Annotated in this window: 17 protein-coding genes; 12 read left to right on the top strand and 5 right to left on the bottom strand. The window is 47.2% G+C overall.

The window, feature by feature from the left end:
• The 4 genes from PHW04_17155 to tyrS all read right to left on the bottom strand — a co-directional run.
• A partial coding sequence (locus PHW04_17155; protein ID MDD2717620.1) for a hypothetical protein occupies positions 1-5,106 on the bottom strand: 5,106 nt, incomplete at its 3' end.
• On the bottom strand, positions 5,103-6,407 hold the full coding sequence (locus PHW04_17150) for a hypothetical protein (protein ID MDD2717619.1): 1,305 nt from the start codon (positions 6,405-6,407) through the stop codon (positions 5,103-5,105). The genes PHW04_17155 and PHW04_17150, both read right to left, overlap by 4 nt.
• A 449-nt stretch (positions 6,408-6,856) precedes the next feature.
• Entirely contained in the window at positions 6,857-7,768 is a 912-nt protein-coding gene (locus tag PHW04_17145) for a PfkB family carbohydrate kinase (protein ID MDD2717618.1), read from the bottom strand.
• A gap of 3 nt (positions 7,769-7,771) precedes the next feature.
• Positions 7,772-8,968 (bottom strand): tyrosine--tRNA ligase, encoded by a 1,197-nt coding sequence (gene tyrS, locus PHW04_17140; protein ID MDD2717617.1) that lies wholly within the window; start codon positions 8,966-8,968, stop codon positions 7,772-7,774.
• A 151-nt stretch (positions 8,969-9,119) separates the two neighbouring features.
• Here tyrS and PHW04_17135 point away from each other — a divergent pair, with 151 nt between their 5' ends.
• On the top strand, positions 9,120-11,813 hold the full coding sequence (locus tag PHW04_17135) for a hypothetical protein (GenBank protein MDD2717616.1): 2,694 nt from the start codon (positions 9,120-9,122) through the stop codon (positions 11,811-11,813).
• Positions 11,814-11,834: 21 nt separating this feature from the next.
• Here the strand turns inward: PHW04_17135 and PHW04_17130 are convergent, their stop codons facing one another.
• Positions 11,835-13,112, bottom strand: a complete 1,278-nt coding sequence (locus tag PHW04_17130; protein MDD2717615.1) for a DUF4147 domain-containing protein — start codon at positions 13,110-13,112, stop codon at positions 11,835-11,837.
• A 128-nt stretch (positions 13,113-13,240) separates the two neighbouring features.
• On the opposite strand from PHW04_17130, the gene PHW04_17125 reads away from it, so the two are divergent.
• Genes PHW04_17125 through PHW04_17075 form a run of 11 tightly spaced genes read left to right on the top strand, consistent with a single transcriptional unit; the run spans position 13,241 to position 21,084 of the window.
• Positions 13,241-13,546, top strand: coding sequence for a (2Fe-2S)-binding protein (locus PHW04_17125; GenBank protein ID MDD2717614.1), 306 nt, complete (start codon positions 13,241-13,243; stop codon positions 13,544-13,546).
• The gene (locus PHW04_17120) at positions 13,543-14,631 is read left to right on the top strand and encodes an NAD(P)/FAD-dependent oxidoreductase (GenBank protein MDD2717613.1); all 1,089 of its coding nucleotides are present in this window, start codon (positions 13,543-13,545) and stop codon (positions 14,629-14,631) included. Before PHW04_17125 ends, PHW04_17120 begins: the two co-directional genes overlap by 4 nt.
• 15 nt (positions 14,632-14,646) lie before the next feature.
• The gene (locus PHW04_17115) at positions 14,647-15,141 is read left to right on the top strand and encodes a 4Fe-4S binding protein (GenBank protein MDD2717612.1); all 495 of its coding nucleotides are present in this window, start codon (positions 14,647-14,649) and stop codon (positions 15,139-15,141) included.
• Complete coding sequence (locus PHW04_17110; GenBank protein MDD2717611.1) at positions 15,138-15,413, top strand: (2Fe-2S)-binding protein; 276 nt, start codon at positions 15,138-15,140, stop codon at positions 15,411-15,413. Before PHW04_17115 ends, PHW04_17110 begins: the two co-directional genes overlap by 4 nt.
• Entirely contained in the window at positions 15,410-16,552 is a 1,143-nt protein-coding gene (locus PHW04_17105; GenBank protein ID MDD2717610.1) for an FAD-binding oxidoreductase, read from the top strand. Before PHW04_17110 ends, PHW04_17105 begins: the two co-directional genes overlap by 4 nt.
• A 9-nt stretch (positions 16,553-16,561) precedes the next feature.
• Positions 16,562-16,771, top strand: coding sequence for a 4Fe-4S binding protein (locus PHW04_17100; protein ID MDD2717609.1), 210 nt, complete (start codon positions 16,562-16,564; stop codon positions 16,769-16,771).
• Entirely contained in the window at positions 16,761-17,984 is a 1,224-nt protein-coding gene (locus PHW04_17095) for a 2-oxoacid:acceptor oxidoreductase subunit alpha (protein ID MDD2717608.1), read from the top strand. The genes PHW04_17100 and PHW04_17095 overlap by 11 nt, the downstream gene beginning before the upstream one ends.
• Positions 17,981-18,832: a 2-oxoacid:ferredoxin oxidoreductase subunit beta gene (locus PHW04_17090; GenBank protein MDD2717607.1), complete on the top strand. Its 852-nt coding sequence runs from the start codon at positions 17,981-17,983 to the stop codon at positions 18,830-18,832. Before PHW04_17095 ends, PHW04_17090 begins: the two co-directional genes overlap by 4 nt.
• Complete coding sequence (locus tag PHW04_17085) at positions 18,819-19,361, top strand: 2-oxoacid:acceptor oxidoreductase family protein (protein ID MDD2717606.1); 543 nt, start codon at positions 18,819-18,821, stop codon at positions 19,359-19,361. The genes PHW04_17090 and PHW04_17085 overlap by 14 nt, the downstream gene beginning before the upstream one ends.
• Positions 19,361-20,203 (top strand): fumarate hydratase, encoded by an 843-nt coding sequence (locus tag PHW04_17080; protein MDD2717605.1) that lies wholly within the window; start codon positions 19,361-19,363, stop codon positions 20,201-20,203. The genes PHW04_17085 and PHW04_17080 overlap by 1 nt, the downstream gene beginning before the upstream one ends.
• Entirely contained in the window at positions 20,197-21,084 is an 888-nt protein-coding gene (locus PHW04_17075; GenBank protein MDD2717604.1) for a DMT family transporter, read from the top strand. The genes PHW04_17080 and PHW04_17075 overlap by 7 nt, the downstream gene beginning before the upstream one ends.
• Positions 21,085-21,473 lie beyond the last annotated feature (389 nt).

The following is a 21,473-nucleotide window of genomic DNA, read 5'->3' as shown; positions in this document are numbered from 1 at the left end:
ACCGAGCAATGAATAATGTCCGTTTGCTTCATATGTGTCAGTCCAGATAAAACCCTCGATTGTCTGAGGTGTGTTCCATCCTGGGATGGCCTTAAATAGGATGTGGTAGTCGCTGCTTTCCTGCAGCTCTAATATTGTACCGCTGTTTTTCCAGTCTGCATCTCCAGATAACTTCCACTGAGCACCTGCTAAGGTTGCTTCGTTCGGGGTCATGTTAACAAGGAGATTCCTGAAAACAGGCGAGAACATCGCTTCAGATGAAATGTCTGATGTGATAGTACCGGACAGGTTCATAGAGCATGTCCAACCAAGAATGTCCTTGAAAATGATTTCATAGGTGGAATTTTCATCCAGCATTGCACTGTCGCCGGAAAATCTCCACTCTTCAGTGTCTTTCGAAAGACACCAGGCAGCCCCTGCGGATAAAGCCACTTCTGGAGTAATGGAAACCTGGAGTCTAAATTGTGCAGTATCCCTCGTAAGATAATTACAGGTTACAATTTCATCGCTCTTGCCCATTGTCCCGTAAATGTTGGCTGGTTTAGTGTAGCATCCCGAGGCATCGCCGAATGCAATTTCATAGGTTGCACCTTCCTGGAGTTCGATCATTGAGCCACTATTTCTCCATATATAACCATCAGCCAACTTCCATTTAGCCCCACCCCCGACAGCCCCCTGTGGAGCCAAATTGACTGTGAGAGTATGCATACCCTGGTAAACACCGTATAGAACCTTGTTATCATCCATTTTGCCATAAATCGATGGCGGAGTGGTCCGGCCTTCAATATCCTTAAAAACGACTCCATAATAAGAAGACTTGCGCACCGGTACTTCCACACCGCTATTTCTCCAGATGCTTTCAGAGTCCAACCGCCATTGTCCTACTGATGCTATGTTGTCAGGTTTGATCCGGACTTCGAGGGTGCCGCTGACCGACTTGTAAGTAACACAGACCGTTGAGTTGATCGGTGTATCAGAATTGATCGGATAATCGAAATACAGAGGATTCGGATTTTTCCAACTTGAGTCAATAGTTGCAAGGTCAGTCAGAGCTATCCTAAAGACATGCCCTATCTGTGCTTCTATCGTTTGGTCGCTGATCAGATCACCAGTTTCGTTCACTACTTTCCATCTCGCGCCACATGAGATTGCATCTTGGGAGTCGATGTGAACAGTGAATGTTTTTCGAGGTACATACTGGATGCTCAAATGGACCTCATTTGAACTGGAGTCAAGATCGACTGCCTGGTTCGGCGGGGTGATATAACCAGGCATTTCCTTGAATCTGAGGTACATTATTTTAGTGCAGGGCATATTGTCGCTGCCAAGTTGAATACAGCCACTCTCGCGCCATAAATCCGGCGGGTCTGTAGTGAACTGCCATCTCGCATCTGGGGGATCAAGGAAAACACAGAATTGATTTTGCTGAGTATAAGTTCCGATTACTGGTGTCATAGTATCTGTGATACAGACATATTGACTGGGAGGTGTATTCCATCCAAATATAGGCTTAAATTCAATCCAAACCCAGGATTCGTCGGGAAAAGCCATTGAATATGATTCGCTGTCTCTCCATCTGGGTTCGTCTTGTAAGCGCCATTGCCCACCACCAACAACTGCACTCTCTGGTTTGATGATAACCTGGGTCTTGGGGTAAATCGGATTGCTTTTATCTAATAAATACAGGTTAGAGTATGCATGGTCTACGCATGGTTTCGTAATCATCGCAATCTTGTCTATATTTCTAGTTATAGTATAACAGCTGGGGTTATCTCCGTAGTAAGCATTCCAGGCTGCAGGGTAATGACGCCTGGAAATGTCATTCCAATCGTTCACCTGCCGAATTCCTTCAACCGTATCGTTCAAACCAAAATATTGTGTAGCTTCATAGCATGTGATCTCAAATAAATCATTGCAGGTCATTAAACATCGTTGCCCAGTAAAATAGTTAGTATATGCTGGGAATGTTCCAACATATACTAGTACGGATTCAAATAATTTTTCCCATGGTTGAGCAGAACCAAGTTGATATTTATACCAGTTATAATGTCCATTACAAGAACTGGTAAGATTATATCTACAGAAAATATCCCAATCGGAAGGGAAAATTCCTTGCCACCACTCCCAACCACTCTGTGCCATACTTGGTCCAATATAATTGAAATTGACAAAATCTGTAGTATGAACTAGACCCCATTTATTCAGGGAAGTGTCTTCAATATAAGGATTTCCTGCATATGTATGAAGATAAAAATCGCTAGCTGTTCCCCAACAGTCATACCATTGTGGACCATAGCTAGGCGATTTAAAATACCTAGAGACGCCTTCGCAAACATTGCCGAAGTGAAAAGAATTATTCCAATGATTATCTCTTCCTCTTCCATCTTCACCTATAAAATATGGTTGGCCATCATAAAAGTAAACTTTATCTCCAGGAAAGGAATAATTATCTCCAATCTGAACCCAATTATTAACAGTTTCATCATTCACTGTTTCCATGAATTTATATACTTTGTCTGGAGTTACTACTGTCCACGAATTTTTATCGATAATACTATAGTCTTTGAACGGAAGCTCTCCCATGTCCTTCCATCTTGCAGGGGGTAGACAACAGACATATTCGACTGAATTCGGATATTGTGCAACACCGCTGATAGAGTTAGGACAATTGTAGTTTTCATAACCTGGACTATATTGAATATAAATTGTATACTCCGTGCCTTCAGGCATATAAACGCATCGGTTCCACCACCAAGACTCGGGGATCCAATCTGTAGACCAAATTCCAGCTACAACCTTCCATGATTGTACTATCCACGGTTGCCTTGAGGCACCTCCGGTATAATAACTTAATTGCACTCCGCACATATTCATTGAATAAGTGCACTCAACTGTTGTGTCTTGAAGAAGAGTAATTTTTTTAGAGTATGAAATCTGGGGTAAAGAATAATTCTCCCATGGTGAGGACCATCCTGTTACTTTTTTACAATTAATGATTTCCTCCGAACCATGGGGCAATGTGAAAGTCTTGTTTGCAGTTTCCCATTGTTCCGATAAATCTTGTACTTTGAATGCCGCACCGGCTGCAACCGCCTCAGGTGGTCCCAATAATACTGTCAGTTTATGGAAGATTTTTTCATATGTTCCGGTTTCAGTAATATCTTCAGATTCCATTACTCCATGAATCGGTTCAGGGATTTTCCAATAATCTTTTCTATCCCAATTTATCCCGAACGTGATCGTATACAGGGTGCCAGGAGCCAGCATTACTGATGAATCGCTTAACCTTTGATAAATCTGATCGTTTAACAGCCAATAAGCACCCTGCGTTCTCGCTTCCTCTGGTTCGATTTTCACCGTCAGTAATCTTCCAGGCATGTAAGATACATTAAAAGTTGTATCTGAGTTTATGGGCCAGGTAATGGTAATGTCATCGGGTTTTTGCCAGCCTTGAATTGTTTTAAAACCTATAGTGAATAAAGCATCTTTCTCCACCAGAACGTATTCTCCGCTGTTATAATACATGGGAAGCCAAGTCCCAGACTTCTGAATGGCACTTGATTTTGATTTGGCTCCTAATTTGGGGTTCAAATAATTAAATGTCCATTGGGCACCGGCTACTACAGCAGTTTCAGGGTAAATATTAACAAAGAGTTTGTAGTATGGAACGTATTCAACAATATAAGTCTGCACCTTATCGGGGTTATCCAATACGGTAATTTGCTTTTCAGGAGGTGTTTTATAGTTAGGAACATCTCTGAAAGTCAGAGTGTAATCCCCTGGTTTTAAAAATTCTGTCCCTGCATTTTTCCAGGTTATCCCACCATCAAGACTCCATTGAGCATCAGGAGCCTTGCCATCTTGGAGATCAGGGGGACAGAAGCCGACATCAACCCTAGTCCCGCACATAAAAAATGAAATCAGTCTTTCGCTTTTATTTCCGGCCAGATCATAGGCAACAGCCTCTACTTTGAATGTGGTTTGATCATTAGGATAATTCGATGTGTCTATTTTAAAATTTACGGAGGATTCAACTACTCCAACATCATATTTTAGTTTCAGCTGTTTGTTTTCAATGAATAAATCGATTCTGCCGATCCCAGATCCTTGATCACCGTCTTTTGCAACAAGTGTAAACACTGTATCTTTATCAAAGGAAACATAATCGTCTTTTGAAATCAGTTTATCCTTCCGCTTAATCCCTATTGTGGGTTGGTCTGCGGCAGATTCTGTCACACGATAATTAGTGCCATTGTTATTGGCCTTACATTCCCAGTGTTCCCATGGATGCAGCATTCCTTTAGTCCAACCGCCAATAGCATTAGTAATTGATGAACAGTTTCCACCATCAAGAGCAGCTCCGTAACCAAAAGCCTTTTTATAGGCAAATTCCACCAGCCATGCGCAACTGAATACGTTTAGGCTTTTGAGACTTTGATCTGAATCAAGTCCGAAATGATAACTTCCATCTTCGCCAAGCTTGTTAACGTAATTTCCTTCTCCCCAGCCGCTATCACCAAGAAAATCATTATCCGGATATGGATCAACTCGATTGCCGTATTCGTCAAAAAGATTCTCGTCCACATAACGAACTGGTTTTTCCAGTGGACGAATGGAAAAAAGCCAATAATATGTTGGATAATTCAGTGATTTTTTTACTGCATAATCACATATTTTCATCCGTATGGAAGGAGCCAAGAAGTACGTGCTCATATTCGATCCGCGATAGGTAGTATTGTATCCATGAGGATCAGGTATACTTTTGAAGTACCTGAGAGTTAAGTCCGTCTCCCCGGGTCTAATGGTTTTAGACCTGATTGCATGGGGTTCGAAATTCGACATTGATTCAACAATTATTCCATCCGCCTTGTTTGCCTCATTGTTAAATATGCGGGGCGAAGAAATTATCCCTGGCCAATAATATCCGATATAAATAGCATCATGACCAACGCCATCATAATTCCAGGGATTTGATACACCAAAGAGTGAGCCGGCCATACCGTCTCTTAAGATTATATCGCCAATTTCACCAGGGTCTGTCGGTTGTGCAGCAAAAGCAACTGTAAAAATTGCCAGAAGTAAAAAAAGCAAAAGCCTTTTTTTCATCTCAAATCCTCCAGATAATTTATGGTTTTAGTTATTTCATTTTTTATACCTAAATCGTCTTTAGGATTCCCAAGCCTATCTCTGAGAATAGGTATTGCTTTTTTTGAACCAAATTTCTTGATTAAATCCAATGCATTAAATGCATTCCAGCCGCGCATCAGTTGATAGTTTTCAAGCACTTTGTCAAGGACAGCTTGTTCTTTTGTGTCAACACTTAACACCGCTGCTGCTGTTGATACACTAAAATTCTGCTCACTCTTTAGGAGAATGGCCAATAATAAATCTATAACTCTGGGGTTTCTGAATTTATCAGACAATTGTATAGCAAGCATTTGTGCAACCCCGTCTTCTTCAGACTCAAGGCATTTTTCCAGAATCGGTAATGTCACATCACGATCAATGACACTCAAAGATTTTAAAGCGTGTCCTCTAATCATTCCCGAATTGCTCATGTCATAGAAAATTCTCTTCAAAAGCTCGATTGATCTCTCTTTCTCACCAGTATGGGAACTTAGAGCATAAATTGCAGCGAGTTGAGATTCTCCTGAAGCGTTTTTATCTTCAAGTATTGAGTAGATAGTTTTTCTGGATTCATCGCTTGCATAATTTCTTAGAAAAGAAATCGCCAGATCACGCTTTTCGTCTTTCGGATCATTAGATATTTCCAAAAGACGTTTCTTCGCAATTTCATTTTTACCTCCAAGAAATCCCAGTGTTTTGATCGCCTCTTGCCTGACTGGCTGATCAATGGAACTGTTTGTCAGGTCAGCAATAAGTTTCACAGCTTCCGGTCGATCCGGCGACACGATGTAATTCAACAGAAAACCTCTTATACCAGAATCCACTGTAAGGTCTTTGGAAATCTCCAGTAGAAGATCAGCAAGAGCCGAATCATTATGGTTAGCCATGTATTCGCAGAATTTAGTATAATCTTTCCACCCTTTATCTTTTCCGGTTTTGAGTAGATCATTCAGCATGATCAAAATGCTGTTATCAATCTTTCCCTGGTATTTCTTCAGATAATCCCGTGACCAGACGATTTTTGTCATGTCCACTTCACTTGTAGCAACAACTTCAGTTGTTTGCGAATTAGGTGGAGTAGCAGCTACTTCTTGTGTCTGTGAGATCGGCTGCTCAATGGGTTTTTGGTTAATTCTGTCCTGAGGCGCTGGAACTTGAACAACCAGTGTTTGTGAGGTATTGAATGTTCCGCCACGCGTTGCAAGTACCTGCTTGATGAAAAAATACAATCCAAAAGAAAAGAGAATGGCTATGAAGATGATTTTCAGGCGGTTGTTCATTTATCCTCCAGGAATTTATTTTCAATAGCTTAGTCGATTTGAAATCGACTGTGACAGGTAAAGGTGTGTAAGCCAAACAAAATTGGACCCGAATGATTGGGTGAAATCCAGATGATTTAATGATCGCCTGTGATCGTAAGCCACAACGCCCTCCTCCTTAAACCGACGCCGATATTACCGGCATTTCTGCATAAATACGGGCTAATTCATCAGCCTCTAATTTCTTTCGTGCACTGAAAGTTCGAACCTGAAAACAGCAAGCAGCAGATTAGTTTGATCAATATGATTAGTTTGCAACGATTAACGGCTTGCTCTTAATATTTTATTTTATATTCAACCTTTGTCAATACCAAAACTATGATTTTCAGGAAAAAAAAGGTGGAGTCTGGGTAGATGGAGTCGAAGGTGGAGTCACTTCTGCCACTGATTTTTTTCCTCCACAAACTATTTCATTGGATATCTCCAGTGTCGCAGATTTCCAGGAGCTTCCGGTATCTCTCTTCAATGGTTTCCCGCTTGATGTCCAGAAGCTTCTCAATGCTGAAACCTTCTATGTTCAGGGAGGACATCACAGTGCCGTACAGGCAGGCCTTCTTGAGCTTCGGAAATGTAATAGGCAGGTTCTCGCATAGGTATCCCAGAAATCCGCCTGCAAAACAATCGCCTGCTCCGGTAGGATCTTTAACATCGGTCAGAGGATAGGCAGGGGCGCAGAAAAGTTTGCCTTCGCCGTATAGATTGACTCCGAATTCGCCCTTCTTGATCACCAGATAGCGGAGGCCGCGCTCCATGATCCGCTCAGCTGCCCTGTGCAGGTTTTTTTCACCTGTCAGGGTCAGGGCTTCTTTATTGTTGATAAACATGATGTCCACTTCAGGGACTACCTCCCAGACCTGGTCAATCACTGTGGAGATCCAGTAGTTCATGGTGTCCGCTGCTTTGAGCATGCTTTTCCGGCATTGTTTCAAGACTGAAAGCTGAAGCTTTGGAGATATGTTTCCCAGGAAAACTCCAGGATTTTTCAGGTAATTTTCCGGGAGTTTGGGGTCAAAGTCAGCGAAGACATTCAGGCAGGTGGAATGAGTGATGGCATCGTTCAGATCATCCTGGTACTCGCCTTCCCAGTGAAATGTCAGCCCCTCCTTCTTGATCAGCGCATCAATCACGATTTCTCTTTTCTGGAATATTTTTCTGAATCTGTCATAGGTGTCAGTCCCCACGACTCCTACCAGACAGGGCTTTGTGAAATAAGATGCCGCAAGAGACGCGTAAGTAGCAGAACCGCCTTCCACTTTTTCGACTTTTCCTGAAGGGGTGCCTATTGTGTCCAGAGCTACAGAACCTACAACCGTCAGACTCATGGCTTACTCCTTGACTTTGATTCTTACGAATTTCCGCTTCCCGATCTGGATGATGTCACCATTGTTGAAACTGACTTCGATTTCAGGATCAGCCACTTTCTGCCCGTTGATCCTCACTCCGCCCTGAACAATCTGCCTCTTGCCCTCGCTGTTTGACGGTACCAGGCCGGAATCCTTCAGGATCACGCAAAGCTTCTGACTGCGGGGTGAATTGAAATCCGGTATATCTTCAGGCAGCTCGTTTTTCTTGAAGACATTCTCGAATTCCTCATCTGCAGCCTGCGCAACTGACTCAGAATGGAGGTCAGTGATAATCAGCCTGGCCAGTCTTTTCTTTTCGCTGCGGGGATGTCTGGCTCCGGATTTGAAATCTTCCGGCATCCGTTCAATTTCCTGAAGCGGGAGTTCAGTCAGTAATTTGAAATATTTAAGCATCAGTTCGTCTGAAATGGACATGATCTTGCCGAATATTTTGTCTGGCGGCTCGTTGATTCCAATGTAATTTCCCAGGGATTTGCTCATCTTCTGCACCCCGTCCAGCCCTTCCAGGAGAGGCATAGTCAGGATGACCTGAGGCTCCACCCCATATTCCCGCTGCAATTCCCTGCCGACCAGCAGATTGAAGGTTTGGTCCTTGCCTCCGATCTCAATGTCAGTCTTCAGGGCCACGGAATCATACCCCTGCATCAGCGGGTAGAAAAATTCATGGATTGAGATCGGCAGATTACCGGCAAAGCGCTTGGCGAAATCATCCCGCTCCAGTATCCTTGCAACCGTATACTTGGACGCCAGTCTGATCACATCCTCGAAATTCATCTTCGACAGCCACTCGCTGTTGAATCTGATCTCCATCTTATTGATGTCCAGGATTTTCCCGATCTGCTCCTGGTATGTCTTGGCATTTCTCAATACTTCTTCCTTAGAAAGCTGTTTCCTGGTCTCGGATTTGCCGGTGGGGTCGCCGATCATGCCGGTGAAATCACCGATCAGGAAGACAATCTTGTGACCCAGCCGCTGAAAATCTCGGAGCTTCCTGAGCACCACAACATGTCCCAGATGGATGTCAGGGGCGGACGGATCAGCGCCAAACTTGATATTCAGAGGCCTGCCTTTCTGCAATTTGGCGGACAGCTCTTCTTCAGGAATAATGTCGAGCGTACCGCGCCGGATGATCTCAAGCTGTTCTGCTGCATTAGGCATAGACCCTCCATTTCAGACACGGAAAGATTTGAACTGTAATAATCTATCAGGAATGGCTGAAAAGATAAAGAAGTGTTGCAGAGCCGCCTTTGACAGCGCTCTCTTTTTTCCTTACTCTTTAATTCTAAAATAAGAACATGGAAGGTCAATCATGACAGCTCGCTTCCTATTTCTTTCGTTTCTGATCTGCTGGCAGGCTGATTGCGCTGCACCAGTTCCAGCAGTAAAACACACAGCAGAAATTTCTTTGCCGGCTTTTTTTCCTGAGGAAGAGGAAAAAGTCAGGCAAGCCGCTAAAAACTCGATAAATCCTTTTCAATACCCTGCATCACGGAATGACAAAGCAGATGAAATGCTTCATGCGCTTTCCATTCTCAAGACAAGAGCTTATCTGAGGTATTTTCCGCTGCTGGAAAGTTGTGTGAAATTGATTTCGGATACAGACGAAACTGAGTTATGCCAGCTCCTCAAAAAAGACACAGCTGAAATTTCGAGGGAACTCGCTGTTGCCGGCAGCCTGCTTTGCAGCGTGGAAGTCGCGGAAGACCGCCGGATGGTTGAATCTGCATTGGGAGAGATTTCATTTTCCCTCTTTTCAGTGACTGATTCCGGATTCCAGCAGCTGTTGGCAGCTATCCGTGATAAAGATGCCATACTGGTTCAGGATCTTCTGAAACATCCGCAGTTTGTCATTTCCTGCAGGCCTTTCATGTCCGAACTGGTCCGCGAGGCTGCGAAAACCAGCGAAATTTCGATCCTCGGCAATCTGCTCGATCTGGTTTCAGAACAAACTGCAGAGGTAATCCGGTCCGGTTTTGATTCAGGGTTAAAAGCGAAAAGACCGGATGTCCTGAAATATCTGCTGGGAAGACTTGAATTTCCGCAGCGGGATTTCAGTGCTGAAAGCGATCCTGCCCTGTATAAACTTCTCTCTGATTCAGAAGACGAGGAACTTCTCAAGGCCATGCTGAAAAAAGGATCAGTGAAGCTTGACCGTCTCATGGTGCCGGCAGTGCACAGCGTCGATCTGGCCCGGGAAGTGAAGCTTGAGACCTGGAATAAAAAAACTACAGCCGCCAGTCCGCTTTATTATGTGAAAAGTCCGGAGGTGGCACAATACCTGATCGATAACGGGCATTCGCCTAACCACGGCAACCCGCTGGCTGGGATTAACAGTCTGGCAGTGGCTGAAGTGCTGATCCGCAACGGCGCGAAATTCAAATCCATACCGCCTGTCGAATGGTGGGATTCTGAAACCCTGCCTTTTGTAAGAACCAGGGAAATTGCGGAACTGCTGATCAAGCTGGGATGCAAGTATGACTTTCAGGACACAAGTCGCGGGAATTATCCAATCCACAGCATGCGGATCACCCCGGCTGTGCTTGGACTGCTGCTGGATCTGGGGATGTCTCCGAATCTTCTGAACAAAAATGGTGATTCACCCCTTTATTATTCCACACATTCGGTTGAAAAGGCGCGTATTCTTCTGGAACACGGGGCTGACCCCAAACTCAGGAAGCCCTGCCATGCCGAAGGCGGGAAAAAAACTGATAAACCGGGATATACGCTTCTGCATTGCGCCTGGAACGGGGACTTCACCCGCCTGATGATCGGACAGGGTCTTGACCCGGATGTCCGTGGCGGGGGATACAATGAGACCCCGCTGCACACGGCATTCAATCTGGACGTCCTGAAAGCTCTGGTTGAAGCCGGAGCCGACGTAAATGCCAGGGACGATCTGGGCCGCACGCCGATTTTCAACAACCATCTGGATTTTGACAGTCTCAGGTATCTGATTGAAAAAGGCGCTGATCCTGGTGCGCTCGACAAGAATGGGCATGGGGTCCTGGAAATGCATCAGAACAAGGGAGTCCAGGATTACTTAAAATCCAGGGGCGCTATGGAAAACCCTGTCTCTTTGAAACATAACTTTAACCTTATATCGGATCCAAGGGCCTTCCTGAAAGCCCTGGAAAACGGCGGCGATATTCTAACGCCCTTTGATTTCAGTTCCGAAAAAGATTACACCAGGCAATATGACAAACAGCTGCCTCTGCTCGTTCTGCTGGGAAGCAACTGGTGGAGAGACCATACTGATGAGGTCTACCTCGACCTGATCCGGGAATTTCTCGACAAAGGCGGTGATCCTAATATAATCGATAAAGAAGGCCGGAATCTCCTGATACTCTGCCCCAGACTTGAAGCAGCCAGGATGCTTGAAAAAAAGGGATTCGACCTGCAAAAAACAATTGTTTCAGTGCTCGACAAAGCAGTCCAGGAAAGCCGAAACGATGACCTGATCCGCTATCTTCTGGAAAAAGGCGGATCAGGTCTGATTGAAGCCTACAAAACCACTGCCGGCCGGGAAGCTCTTTCTTCAGACAGCAGAATGCCCCGTTCTCCGCTGATATGTTGTCTTCCCGAATACGTTGAGATACTCTGCAAAGCTGGATTTCCGCCTGATGCCCAAACCAGAGACGGCATGACTGCATTGCAGTATGCTGCGGGTTCATACCAATACAACGGCCTGCAGAAGGTGCTGAAATTAATCGCTGCCGGTGCTGATCCGAATTCAACAGATAAAAACGGGAATACCCCCCTGCACACAGCAGTCAGCTATTTTTCAAGGTTTGACCTTTTATGGATCGACAATGAGCATCCTTCATTTAAATCAGCATATGACAATTTTCTGGAAATGTTGAAAATTCTTCGTGAAAGAGGCTGCCGCCCCGGGAAGAAAAACGATGACGGAGAAACAGCCCTGGATATTCTGCGTAAAAAATGCCTGGAAAGCGGTATCGCTGAAGAGGGCAAAATCATGGAAATCGTTAAACTGCTGGAATGATTCATGGCTCAGGTAAAAGTCCTAATGCCACTTCCCTACTATATATATATCTGCAAGATTCGTCCCACTCGGACCGAAACAGTATAAAGCGCCCAGCCTGTTCAGCAGATTGTAACTGTCGGACCTGGAAAGACATTCTTCGATTTCATGAATACTGGTATTCTTCAGAAGTTCAGAGGTCACCAGCGCTGCAGCCACAGGTTCCGGGGTATTCCCGTCCACTCCGTCGGTTGCGATCCCGGCAAAAAAACCGTCCTCAGGCAGCTTGGGCAGTATCCTCAGAGCCAGTTCCTGAATTCTGCCGCCGAATCCTGCCCCTCTAACCATGGTCCTGATTTCCCCGCCGGCCAGGTGTATGGAACCTTTCTGAAGACTCCAGCATTTCTCCACCAGGAATTCTGCTGCACATTCGGCATCCAACTGGAGGTTAGTACTTTCGGTTGACTGCAGCCCTGCCTTTCCGAATTCTTCCTGGAGAGCCCTGACAGCGCTCAGATTGTCTGCCACTACAAAATTCCGGATATTTCCGGATATGGTTTTGGGAGTGTCCTGAATCTTTCCCGCTATTCCTTCGCTGATTATCTTCCGGACGGAAGCCGGGGTTATTGCCCAGAGCCTGTGATGTTTGAGAATCTCCATCGTTTTTTCATAAGTAGTGGGGTCCGGAAATGTAGGACCTGATCCGATCAGGTCGGCTTGTCCTGAAACAACGTCTGAGAGGTATAGTCCGATCAGAGTGCTTTTCTGGAAAAAGCCGCAGAATCGTCCGCCTTTGACCCTGGACAGATGCTTACGGACAGTGTTGATTTCCTCTATCCCGAGACCTGACTGCAGCATCAGTCTGCCGGTTTCCGCTAAATCTGCCAGTGAGATTCCTGCCAGCGGCATTTCCAGCATGGAAGAAGCTCCACCGCTCAGCAGGAAGAAAATCAGGTCATGCGAGGAATATGTCTCAAGCTGTTCCTGAGTATGCTTCAATGTGGCTTCATCAGGATATGGATGGCTACATTTACAGCAGCGGATTTTTTTCCCGATCGTCAATTCCCTGCTGGTATTGACGATCCCTGATTCGATCTCCGGGACCAGTTCGATCAGCATTTCAGACATGCAGGCAGCGGCTTTTCCTGCACCTGTCACACCAATTCTGTGATAATCCTGAAGTATGAGGTTCAGGCCTGGCAGAAGCAGGGTATTGCCTTTTCTTTTCAGAATTTCGGACATGAAAATCTGAGGCTTCAGCTTGCCTTGCAAATTGCGGATCAGATTCCCGATCAATTGTTTGAGTCCGATAAAATCCATTGAAATCTTCCGGTCTTTCCGGCAATTATACTTAACTAAACCAGCTGATTCAACCGGAAAATCTGACCATTTGACAGGGAGACAAACTTGGTTTAAATTGAGATAATTTTTCTTTGGGGGAATTTGGAATGAGAATCGACAATCATCCCATTCTTGATTTCAAGCTCGGGAAGAGGGTGACTTTTTTCTTCAATAATGAGCCCCTGGAAGGGATTGAAGGCGAGGCCGTCACATCGGCCCTGCATGCAAACGGGATCAAAGTCCTGTCCCACAGCCTTCGCCTGGGAAGAAAGAGGGGATTATTCTGCGCCATCGGAAAATGCGCTTCATGCCTGATGCGGGTTAACGGGCAGGACAATGTCAGAGTCTGCATCCTGCCTCTTGCAGAAGGGATGCAGATTGAAATGCAATCCGGCGTAGGAGAGCTCAAATGAAAAAATGCGACATACTGGTCATCGGCGGTGGTCCGGCCGGTCTTGAAGCTGCCTATCATGCTGCAATAGCCGTACCTGATCTATCCATCTGTCTGGTGGAGGAGAATTTCCTGCTCGGCGGCCAACTGATCAAACAGACCCATTCTTTCTTCGGATCTAAAAATCAGTTTGCCGGACGCCGTGGGATCGAAATCGCAGATCTGTTAATGAACAGAGTAAGGAATTGCAAAAATGTTGAAATTCATCTCTCAACTTCGGCCCTGGGATTCTATCCTCCTTCGACTGTAATCTGCGAAACTTCTCATAAATCCCTGCTGGAATTCCATCCCCAAAAAACTGTAGTGGCAGCTGGAGCCAGGGAGAACATGGCAGCTTTTCCAGGCAATGACCTTCCTGGTGTTTTCGGTGCAGGCGCTGCCCAGACCCTGATGAACGTTTACGGCGTTCTTCCGGGTAAAAAAATCCTGATGCTGGGAGCCGGAAACATCGGCCTGATCGTTTCCTACCAGTTGATTCAGGCCGGAGCGGAAGTGGCGGCAGTAGTCGAAGGCCTGCCGAAAATCGGCGGATACCACGTCCATGCCGCCAAAATCAGGAGGATGGGGATCCCGATTCTGACCTCGCATACAGTGGTAAGAGCGCTGGGCAATCCATCCCTCCACACAGTCGAGATCGCACCGATTGATAAGAACTGGAAAATCTGCGGGGAGACAAAAAAAATCAAGGCAGACACACTCTGTCTTGCGGTGGGGCTCACTCCTGGAACCGAACTCCTCTCCCAGGCCGGCTGCCGCATGTATTTCATCAAGGAATTGTGCGGGCACGTAGCCTGGCACAATGAACTGATGGAAACATCCAACCAGCAGATTCTGGTTGCAGGAGACGTTTCAGGCATAGAAGAGGCGTCCACAGCCATGCTGGAAGGTAAAATCGCGGGACTTGCAGCTGCCATGAAAATCACGGGGAAAGATCTCGAACCAGAGATCAGAAATACCCAGCAGGAGCTTTACGGACTGAGACAGGGTCCTTATGGCGAAAAGGCCTGCATCGGCAAAGACAAACTCTGCAAATTGAACGCCAATTAAGATAAGGGGGATCAGATGTTCAAGGAAGACGGGGTCCTGAAAGAATCCGAAATCATCCTGCCGCCTGAAGAGATTTTGAAAAAAGGGAAAACAGTTGTGATCGAATGCGTGGAACACATCCCCTGCAATCCCTGCGAAACTTCCTGCCCTAAAAGCGCCATCACTGTTGGTTCCAATATTTGTGATCTTCCCTCGATCAACTATGAAAAATGCAGCGGTTGCACGCTTTGTGTGGCCATCTGCCCCGGACTGGCTGTCTTTGTGGTGGATAAATACTCCACAGACGATGAGTCGGACCTGATCCTGCCATATGAACTGTCATCAGTCCCTGCAGAGGGAGAGATTGTCGTCACACTGGACAGGGCAGGCGAAATTGTAGGCAGAGGCAGAGTCATTAAAATCGCTGAATTCAAGATCATGCACAAACGCAAGATCATCACGCTCCGCATACCGAGGACGGACCTTAACCGGGTCAGGCATTTCAGGGCGACCGGCAAGGGGGAAAAATGAAGAAGAATCAGGTCATCATCTGCCGCTGCGAAGATATCACTGAGGATGAAATCAGGGCCTGCATACGTGAACACGGTTTCACCACAATCAATGAAATCAGAAAACTTCTCCGCGCCGGCATGGGCATGTGCCAGGGCCGCACCTGCCAGAGCCTGATCGCGAGGATCCTGGCAGAGGAAACCGGCCGCACTGTAGATCAGATCTCTCTCCCCACTGTCAGGCAGCCGGCCAAGCCCGTAGAATTCGAAATTTTCCTCAAGGAGGAAAAATGAAGCTTGATGTGGCGATCATCGGCGCAGGGATTACAGGTTCAGCTCTTGCATATTACCTGTCAAAACGAGGCATCAAGAACATCGCTGTCTTCGAAAAACAATATGTCTGTTCAGGCTCCACCGGCCGTTGCGGCGGAGGCATCAGACAGCAATGGGCCACACCTGGAAACTGCAGGCTCGCCTATAGATCGGTCAAGCATTTCGAGAAACTGGAACAGGAGCTGGGTTATCCAACAGAATATTATCAGGGCGGATATCTTCTGCTGGCGTTCACTGAGGAAGAAAAAAAGCAGTTTGAGAAGAATGTCCTGATGCAGCAGAAAGCTGGAGTGCCAGTAAGGCTCATTTCACAATCAGAAATTAAAAAAATGTTTCCCTATATTAAAACCGATGACGTGAAAATCGGTACCCACTGTCAGACTGACGGACACGCCAACCCCATGCTTGTAACGCAGGCATATGCCGAAGCAGCCAAGAAAAACGGAGTGAAATTCCACCTTTTCACTGAAATAAAGAAAATTGAACGCAGGGGCGAACAGATCACTTCAATCTCAACAGAAACAGGAGATAAATTTGAAGTCGGCGTATTTTTTAACGCCGCTGGGGGCTATTCAGCAGATGTAGCTGCCATGGCAGGACTGGAAATTCCGACCAGGCCTCAGCGCCATGAAATCCTCGTCACTGAACCCCTGAAAAAATTCCTGGATCCTTTAGTGATTTCCTTCCACCATCACATCTACTTCCGCCAGACTATGCATGGATCATTAGTGATGGGCTGGGGAGACGACAATGAACCATACAGCCACAACACCGAGAGTTCACTGGAATTTCTCAAGGTGATGAGCCGCCAGATCACCAAACTAGTTCCTGCCATGAAATCAGTGAAAATCATCAGACAATGGGCCGGGTTATACAATATGACTCCTGATGCCCAGCCGATCCTGGGCCGAATGCCCGGACTTTCAAATTATTACCAGGCTGTCGGCTATTCCGGGCATGGCTTCATGATCGCTCCTGCAGTCACGGAGCTGATGGCCGAGCTGATCGATACAGGCAAGACATCCATCGATATCAGCGAACTCACCATAGACCGCTTCAAGGGAAACCAGTCATTCACTCTCGAAAAATCAGTTGTTTGAGGAAAAAACATGCCTAATTCAGTTTACATTTACAGGAACTGGTGCAAAAAATGCGGGATCTGCGTTGAATTCTGCCCCAAGGGTGTGTTCCACCAGGAAACGACAGGAGAAGTCACCGTGAAAAACCCGGAAAATTGTATTAAATGCAAATTCTGTGAACTGCGCTGCCCTGACTTCGCTATTACAGTACCAGAAAGTGAGAAAGACGATGCCGGATAAAAAAAGCAAACGGAAGCTTTTATTGCAGGGAAATGAAGCCTGCGCCATGGGCGCAATCGATGCAGGCTGCCGCTTCTTCGGGGGATACCCGATCACACCATCCACAGAGATCGCCGAACTCCTCTCTGAAGAACTTCCCAAAGTGGGGGGAAAATTCATCCAGATGGAAGATGAACTGGGCAGCATCTGCGCCTGCATCGGCGCTTCCATTGCCGGATCCAAATCCCTGACCGCTACTTCAGGCCCCGGATTTTCACTGATGCAGGAAGGCATCGGATACGGCTGCCTTACCGAGACTCCGGTGGTGATCGTGAATGTGATGCGTGGCGGGCCTTCAACTGGACTGCCAACCTGCACTGCCCAGGGAGACATGCAGCAGTCCCGCTTCGGGACACACGGTGACCACGAAATCATCGTGCTTTCGGCTTCCAATGTCAAGGAATGCTATGACAATACTATCAAAGCCTTCAACTTTGCTGAAAAATACCGGACTCCAGTAATTCTGCTGCTGGACGAAGTCGTGGCTCACATGCGGCAGAATGTGGAACTGCCGGCCAGATCGGAGCTCGTGATCATCAACAGGAAAAAACCCGAGGTCCACCCTGACTGGTATGTCCCCTACGACCGCGATCTCCAGGTTCCGGTGCTGGCGGATTTCGGCGAAGGTTACCGTTACAACGTCACCGGCCTGATCCACGATGACCTTGGTTATCCCACAAATGACACCAGTGAAATCGAAGCCCTCACTTCCAGGATCATGAGGAAAATAGAGGACAGTACTGATGACATCTGCACCGCTGAACTGATCGACTGCGAAAACCCTGACGTGATAGTGATCGCTTTCGGCTCAGTCGTCCTCTCTGCCAGGGAAGCCATCCGCAAGGTGCACCTGAAAAACACCAGACAGAATCAGCGCATTACCAAGTTGAAGAAGCTCTGGCCATTCAAGAAAGACTGGCGGCCAGCCAGGATCGGCCTGGTCAAGCTTGAAACGATCTGGCCCTTCCCTGATAAAATCCTGGATCAGCTGATCGAGAGTTGTCGGAACACATGCAAAAAGATCATCGTCGCCGAAATGAGCTTTGGACAGGTTTTCCGTGAAATCGAAAGGATCAACAGGGGCCGTCTCCCGTTGGACGGTTATTTCCAGGTCAATGGCGAGCTGGCTTATCCTGAAGCGATTTTCAAGAAAATCACTGGAGTATTATCATGAACAAGGGCAGAACCCCGGACCATGTTGTATTTAAATATTTGAGGAAAAACAAGAAATTTCCGCATATTTTCTGCCAGGGCTGCGGGCACGGCATTGTGCTCGGAGCCCTGATCCGCGCCATCGATAAACTCAAATTGAACATCGATAATCTAGTGATGGTGTCAGGGATCGGCTGCAGCTCCCGCGCCCCGGTTTATGTGGATTTCAACACTCTCCACACCCTTCATGGCAGGGCCCTGCCATTTGCCACCGGAATCAAGCTGGCGAACCCGGACCTGAAGGTGATCGTAATCACCGGCGACGGCGATGCCTCCGCCATCGGAGGCAATCATTTCATCCACTCCTGCCGGCGCAATATCGAAATCACCTGTATCGTGCTCAACAACAATATTTACGGCATGACCGGCGGGCAATACAGCCCCACCACACCGGTTGGCGGAAGCTCCGCCACAGCGCCATTCGGGAATATTGAGAGACCATTCGACATCTGCGACCTGGCAGTGGGAGCCGGTGCCTCATTTGTCGCCAGAGGCACAGCCTATCATGTCACAGGATTGATCGGCCTGATCGAACAGGCACTGCAGAAACCAGGATTCAGCGTCGTGGAAGCAGTCAGCCAGTGCTACACAGCTTATGGACGCCGCAATAAATTCAAGTCTCCCTCAGACATGCTGCGCTGGCAGAAAGAGAATTCAATCGATGTCAGGGCCTGGGACAAGCTCCCGCCGGAAAAAAGAGCGGGGAAAATCAAAACTGGAATTCTGGCGGACCACGAATATACTGAATACACACGTGAATATCAGAAAATCATAGAAAGAGCCGCCGGAGGGGATCATGAAAAAGAGTAAAAGATATGAAATCAGGCTCTCGGGTTCAGGCGGACAGGGTCTGATCATGGCCGGCATCCTGCTTGCTGACGCAGTTTCAATTTATGGAAAATACAATGTGATCCAGTCCCAGTCTTACGGCCCTGAAGCCCGCGGCGGAGCATCCAAATCCGAGGTGATCATCTCCGACGAAGCGATTTACTATCCGAAAGCCCTGAAACTGGACCTGCTGCTCTGCCTGTCCCAGGACGCCTGCGACAAGTTCTACAGGGACCTCAAGGGAAATGGCATGCTGGTAGTGGATACGACTTATGTCAAATCTCCGCCCCTGCATGACCTGATCCACGCCTTTCCCCTTACTTCCACAGCCATCAGGGAGCTCGGCAAATCAATCTCTACCAATATTTTATCCCTCGGACTTCTCGCAGGGCTCGTTCCCCAGATCGATCTTGAAGGGCTGAAAACAGCTGTACGGAAAAGAATGCCGCCACATATTGTGGAAATGAATCTCAAGGCCCTGGACATCGGTTACGGCCTGGCCCCAAAGTGATGCTCTCCAGAGAACTTATCCTGAAAGACCTGTCAGGTCTGATCTCTGATTTGAATTTTTCCCTTCCAGCAGAGTATCTGGCTCTGCTGGAATCTGAATTTTCCGCAGCTGGTGAATCAACCGGATCTCTTGAACTTATAGAAAAAAATTGTCTTGCCTCCAGGTCCGGCAGGCTCCCGCTCTGCCAGGACTGCGGATTCGTCAGTGTGCTGGTGGAAAAAGGACACAGCCTGAAACTTGATTTTCAGTTGAGCGAATTGATTGATCAGGCAGTGTCCGAATGCTACTGCAAACTCAGCCTGCGGAAATCCATCGTGAAATCTCCCCTGCTCCGTGAAAACACAGGCACCAATACTCCAGCTTTGATCCACTTCGAAGAAATACCCGGTAAATCCCTGAAAATCAGTTTGATGTTGAAAGGCGGCGGTTCTGAAAATATCGCTTTTGCTGAAGCTGTAAATCCTGATACGAGTTCAGACGGATTAGCTGATTTCATCGAGAGAAGAATCGGACCTTCGCTGCCAAATGCCTGCCCTCCACTGATCATAGGTGTAGGCTTAGGCGGAAATCTGGAGCTGGCCTCTGCTCTCTCCAAGAAAGCCCTGTTCAGAAAACCGGGGGAAAGAAGCCCAAAAGCGCATCTTTCGGAATTCGAGGAAAAACTTAAACTCAGGCTTAATAGTTTGGGTTGCGGTCCCTTTGGCCTTAAAGGCAAACTTGCTGTTCTCTCAGTCCAGGCCGAAGAATCACCCTGCCACATCGCCTGCTTCCCTGTTGCAGTGAACGCAATCTGCCATTCTTACAGAGTAGGTGAACTGAGTTACCAAGATCCAAGATGCTGAAAGAATTCAGGACTTACACGCTGGCAGTGCTTGCCATGGCATTCTGGGGACTTTCCTTTGTCTGGACCAAGATCGTCTACAAATATTATCATCCCTTTGCAGTCGTCTTCATCAGGCTGGTGATATCCAGCGCACTGCTGCTCATGTACTCACGGAGTAAGCGAGACAGGATCGCCAGGCCCGACATCCTTCCTCTGCTGATCCTGTCCATGTTCGAGCCGCTGCTTTACTTTCTCTGTGAAAGCCTGGGACTAAAGTATGTTTCTTCCACAGTAGCTTCTCTGATCATAGCCATGATCCCGGTCTTGATTCCTGTAGGGGCGTTCCTGTTCCTCCGCGAGCGATTGAGCGGCAGCGGGATCATCGGGTTGATCATTTCACTGGCTGGTGTTGCATCTCTGATTCTGGGGCCGGACCTGACATTCCGCTACTCGCCGCTCGGCATATTGCTGATGCTGGGTGCCGTATTGTCCGCAGTCAGTTACAACCTGATCTGCGCCAGGCTGGTGAAGAAATATTCTCCGCTGACACTGGTCACATGGCAGAATACCGCTGGAGTGCTCTATTTTCTTCCCCTTTTTCTGATCTACGGACTGGACTCAGTGCGGCAGACGCCTGTTGCCGGGGAGCTGGTGCTCAACATCCTGAACCTGGCCGTCTTTTCCTCGACCCTGGCTTTTGTATTCAACAATCAGGTAATCCAAGACATCGGCGTGAGCAGGACCAATATCTTCACGAACCTGATTCCGGTCTTCACCGCCCTCAGCGCCTATCTGCTGCTCGGCGAGAGCTTCGACCTGGCTAAACTAGCCTCCATGGCCGTGATCATCAGCGGAGTAGCGATTTCGCAGCTGAAGCCAGCAGAGAAACCAGCTTGGTGATGCAATCATCGATGCTTTAGAAAAGAACAACATCAATCCTTAAGCAGAATTAACTTCCAAAATCATTTCCCAGCGCTCCCAAGCCCAGCGAGGGGTTGAGAGGGTAGCTCCAAATCCTGGGTAAAAAAGCACTGCCTTACTTCAACGTGTAATCATCTCTGTTCACAAACATATGGTACGGACTTACCTTGATAGAAGCATAATCCCCGCACGCCCCGCCAGGGGTTTCAAGGGGACAGAGTCCCCTTGATTGGAGGGATCCCCAAGAAAATATGGATGACCTCCTATAAACCTGGGACTGGTTACCCTATAAGTGTAAAGTAATAAACACTTACAAACAGGAGGCCATCAATGAAAAGGATACTACATGTAGGACTGGATGTCGATGA

Source organism: Candidatus Wallbacteria bacterium (assembly GCA_028687545.1).
GTDB lineage: Bacteria > Muiribacteriota > JAQTZZ01 > JAQTZZ01 > JAQTZZ01 > JAQTZZ01.
The sequence above is the reverse complement of the archived record's forward strand: the minus strand, read 5'-3'. Positions and strand labels throughout refer to the sequence as shown.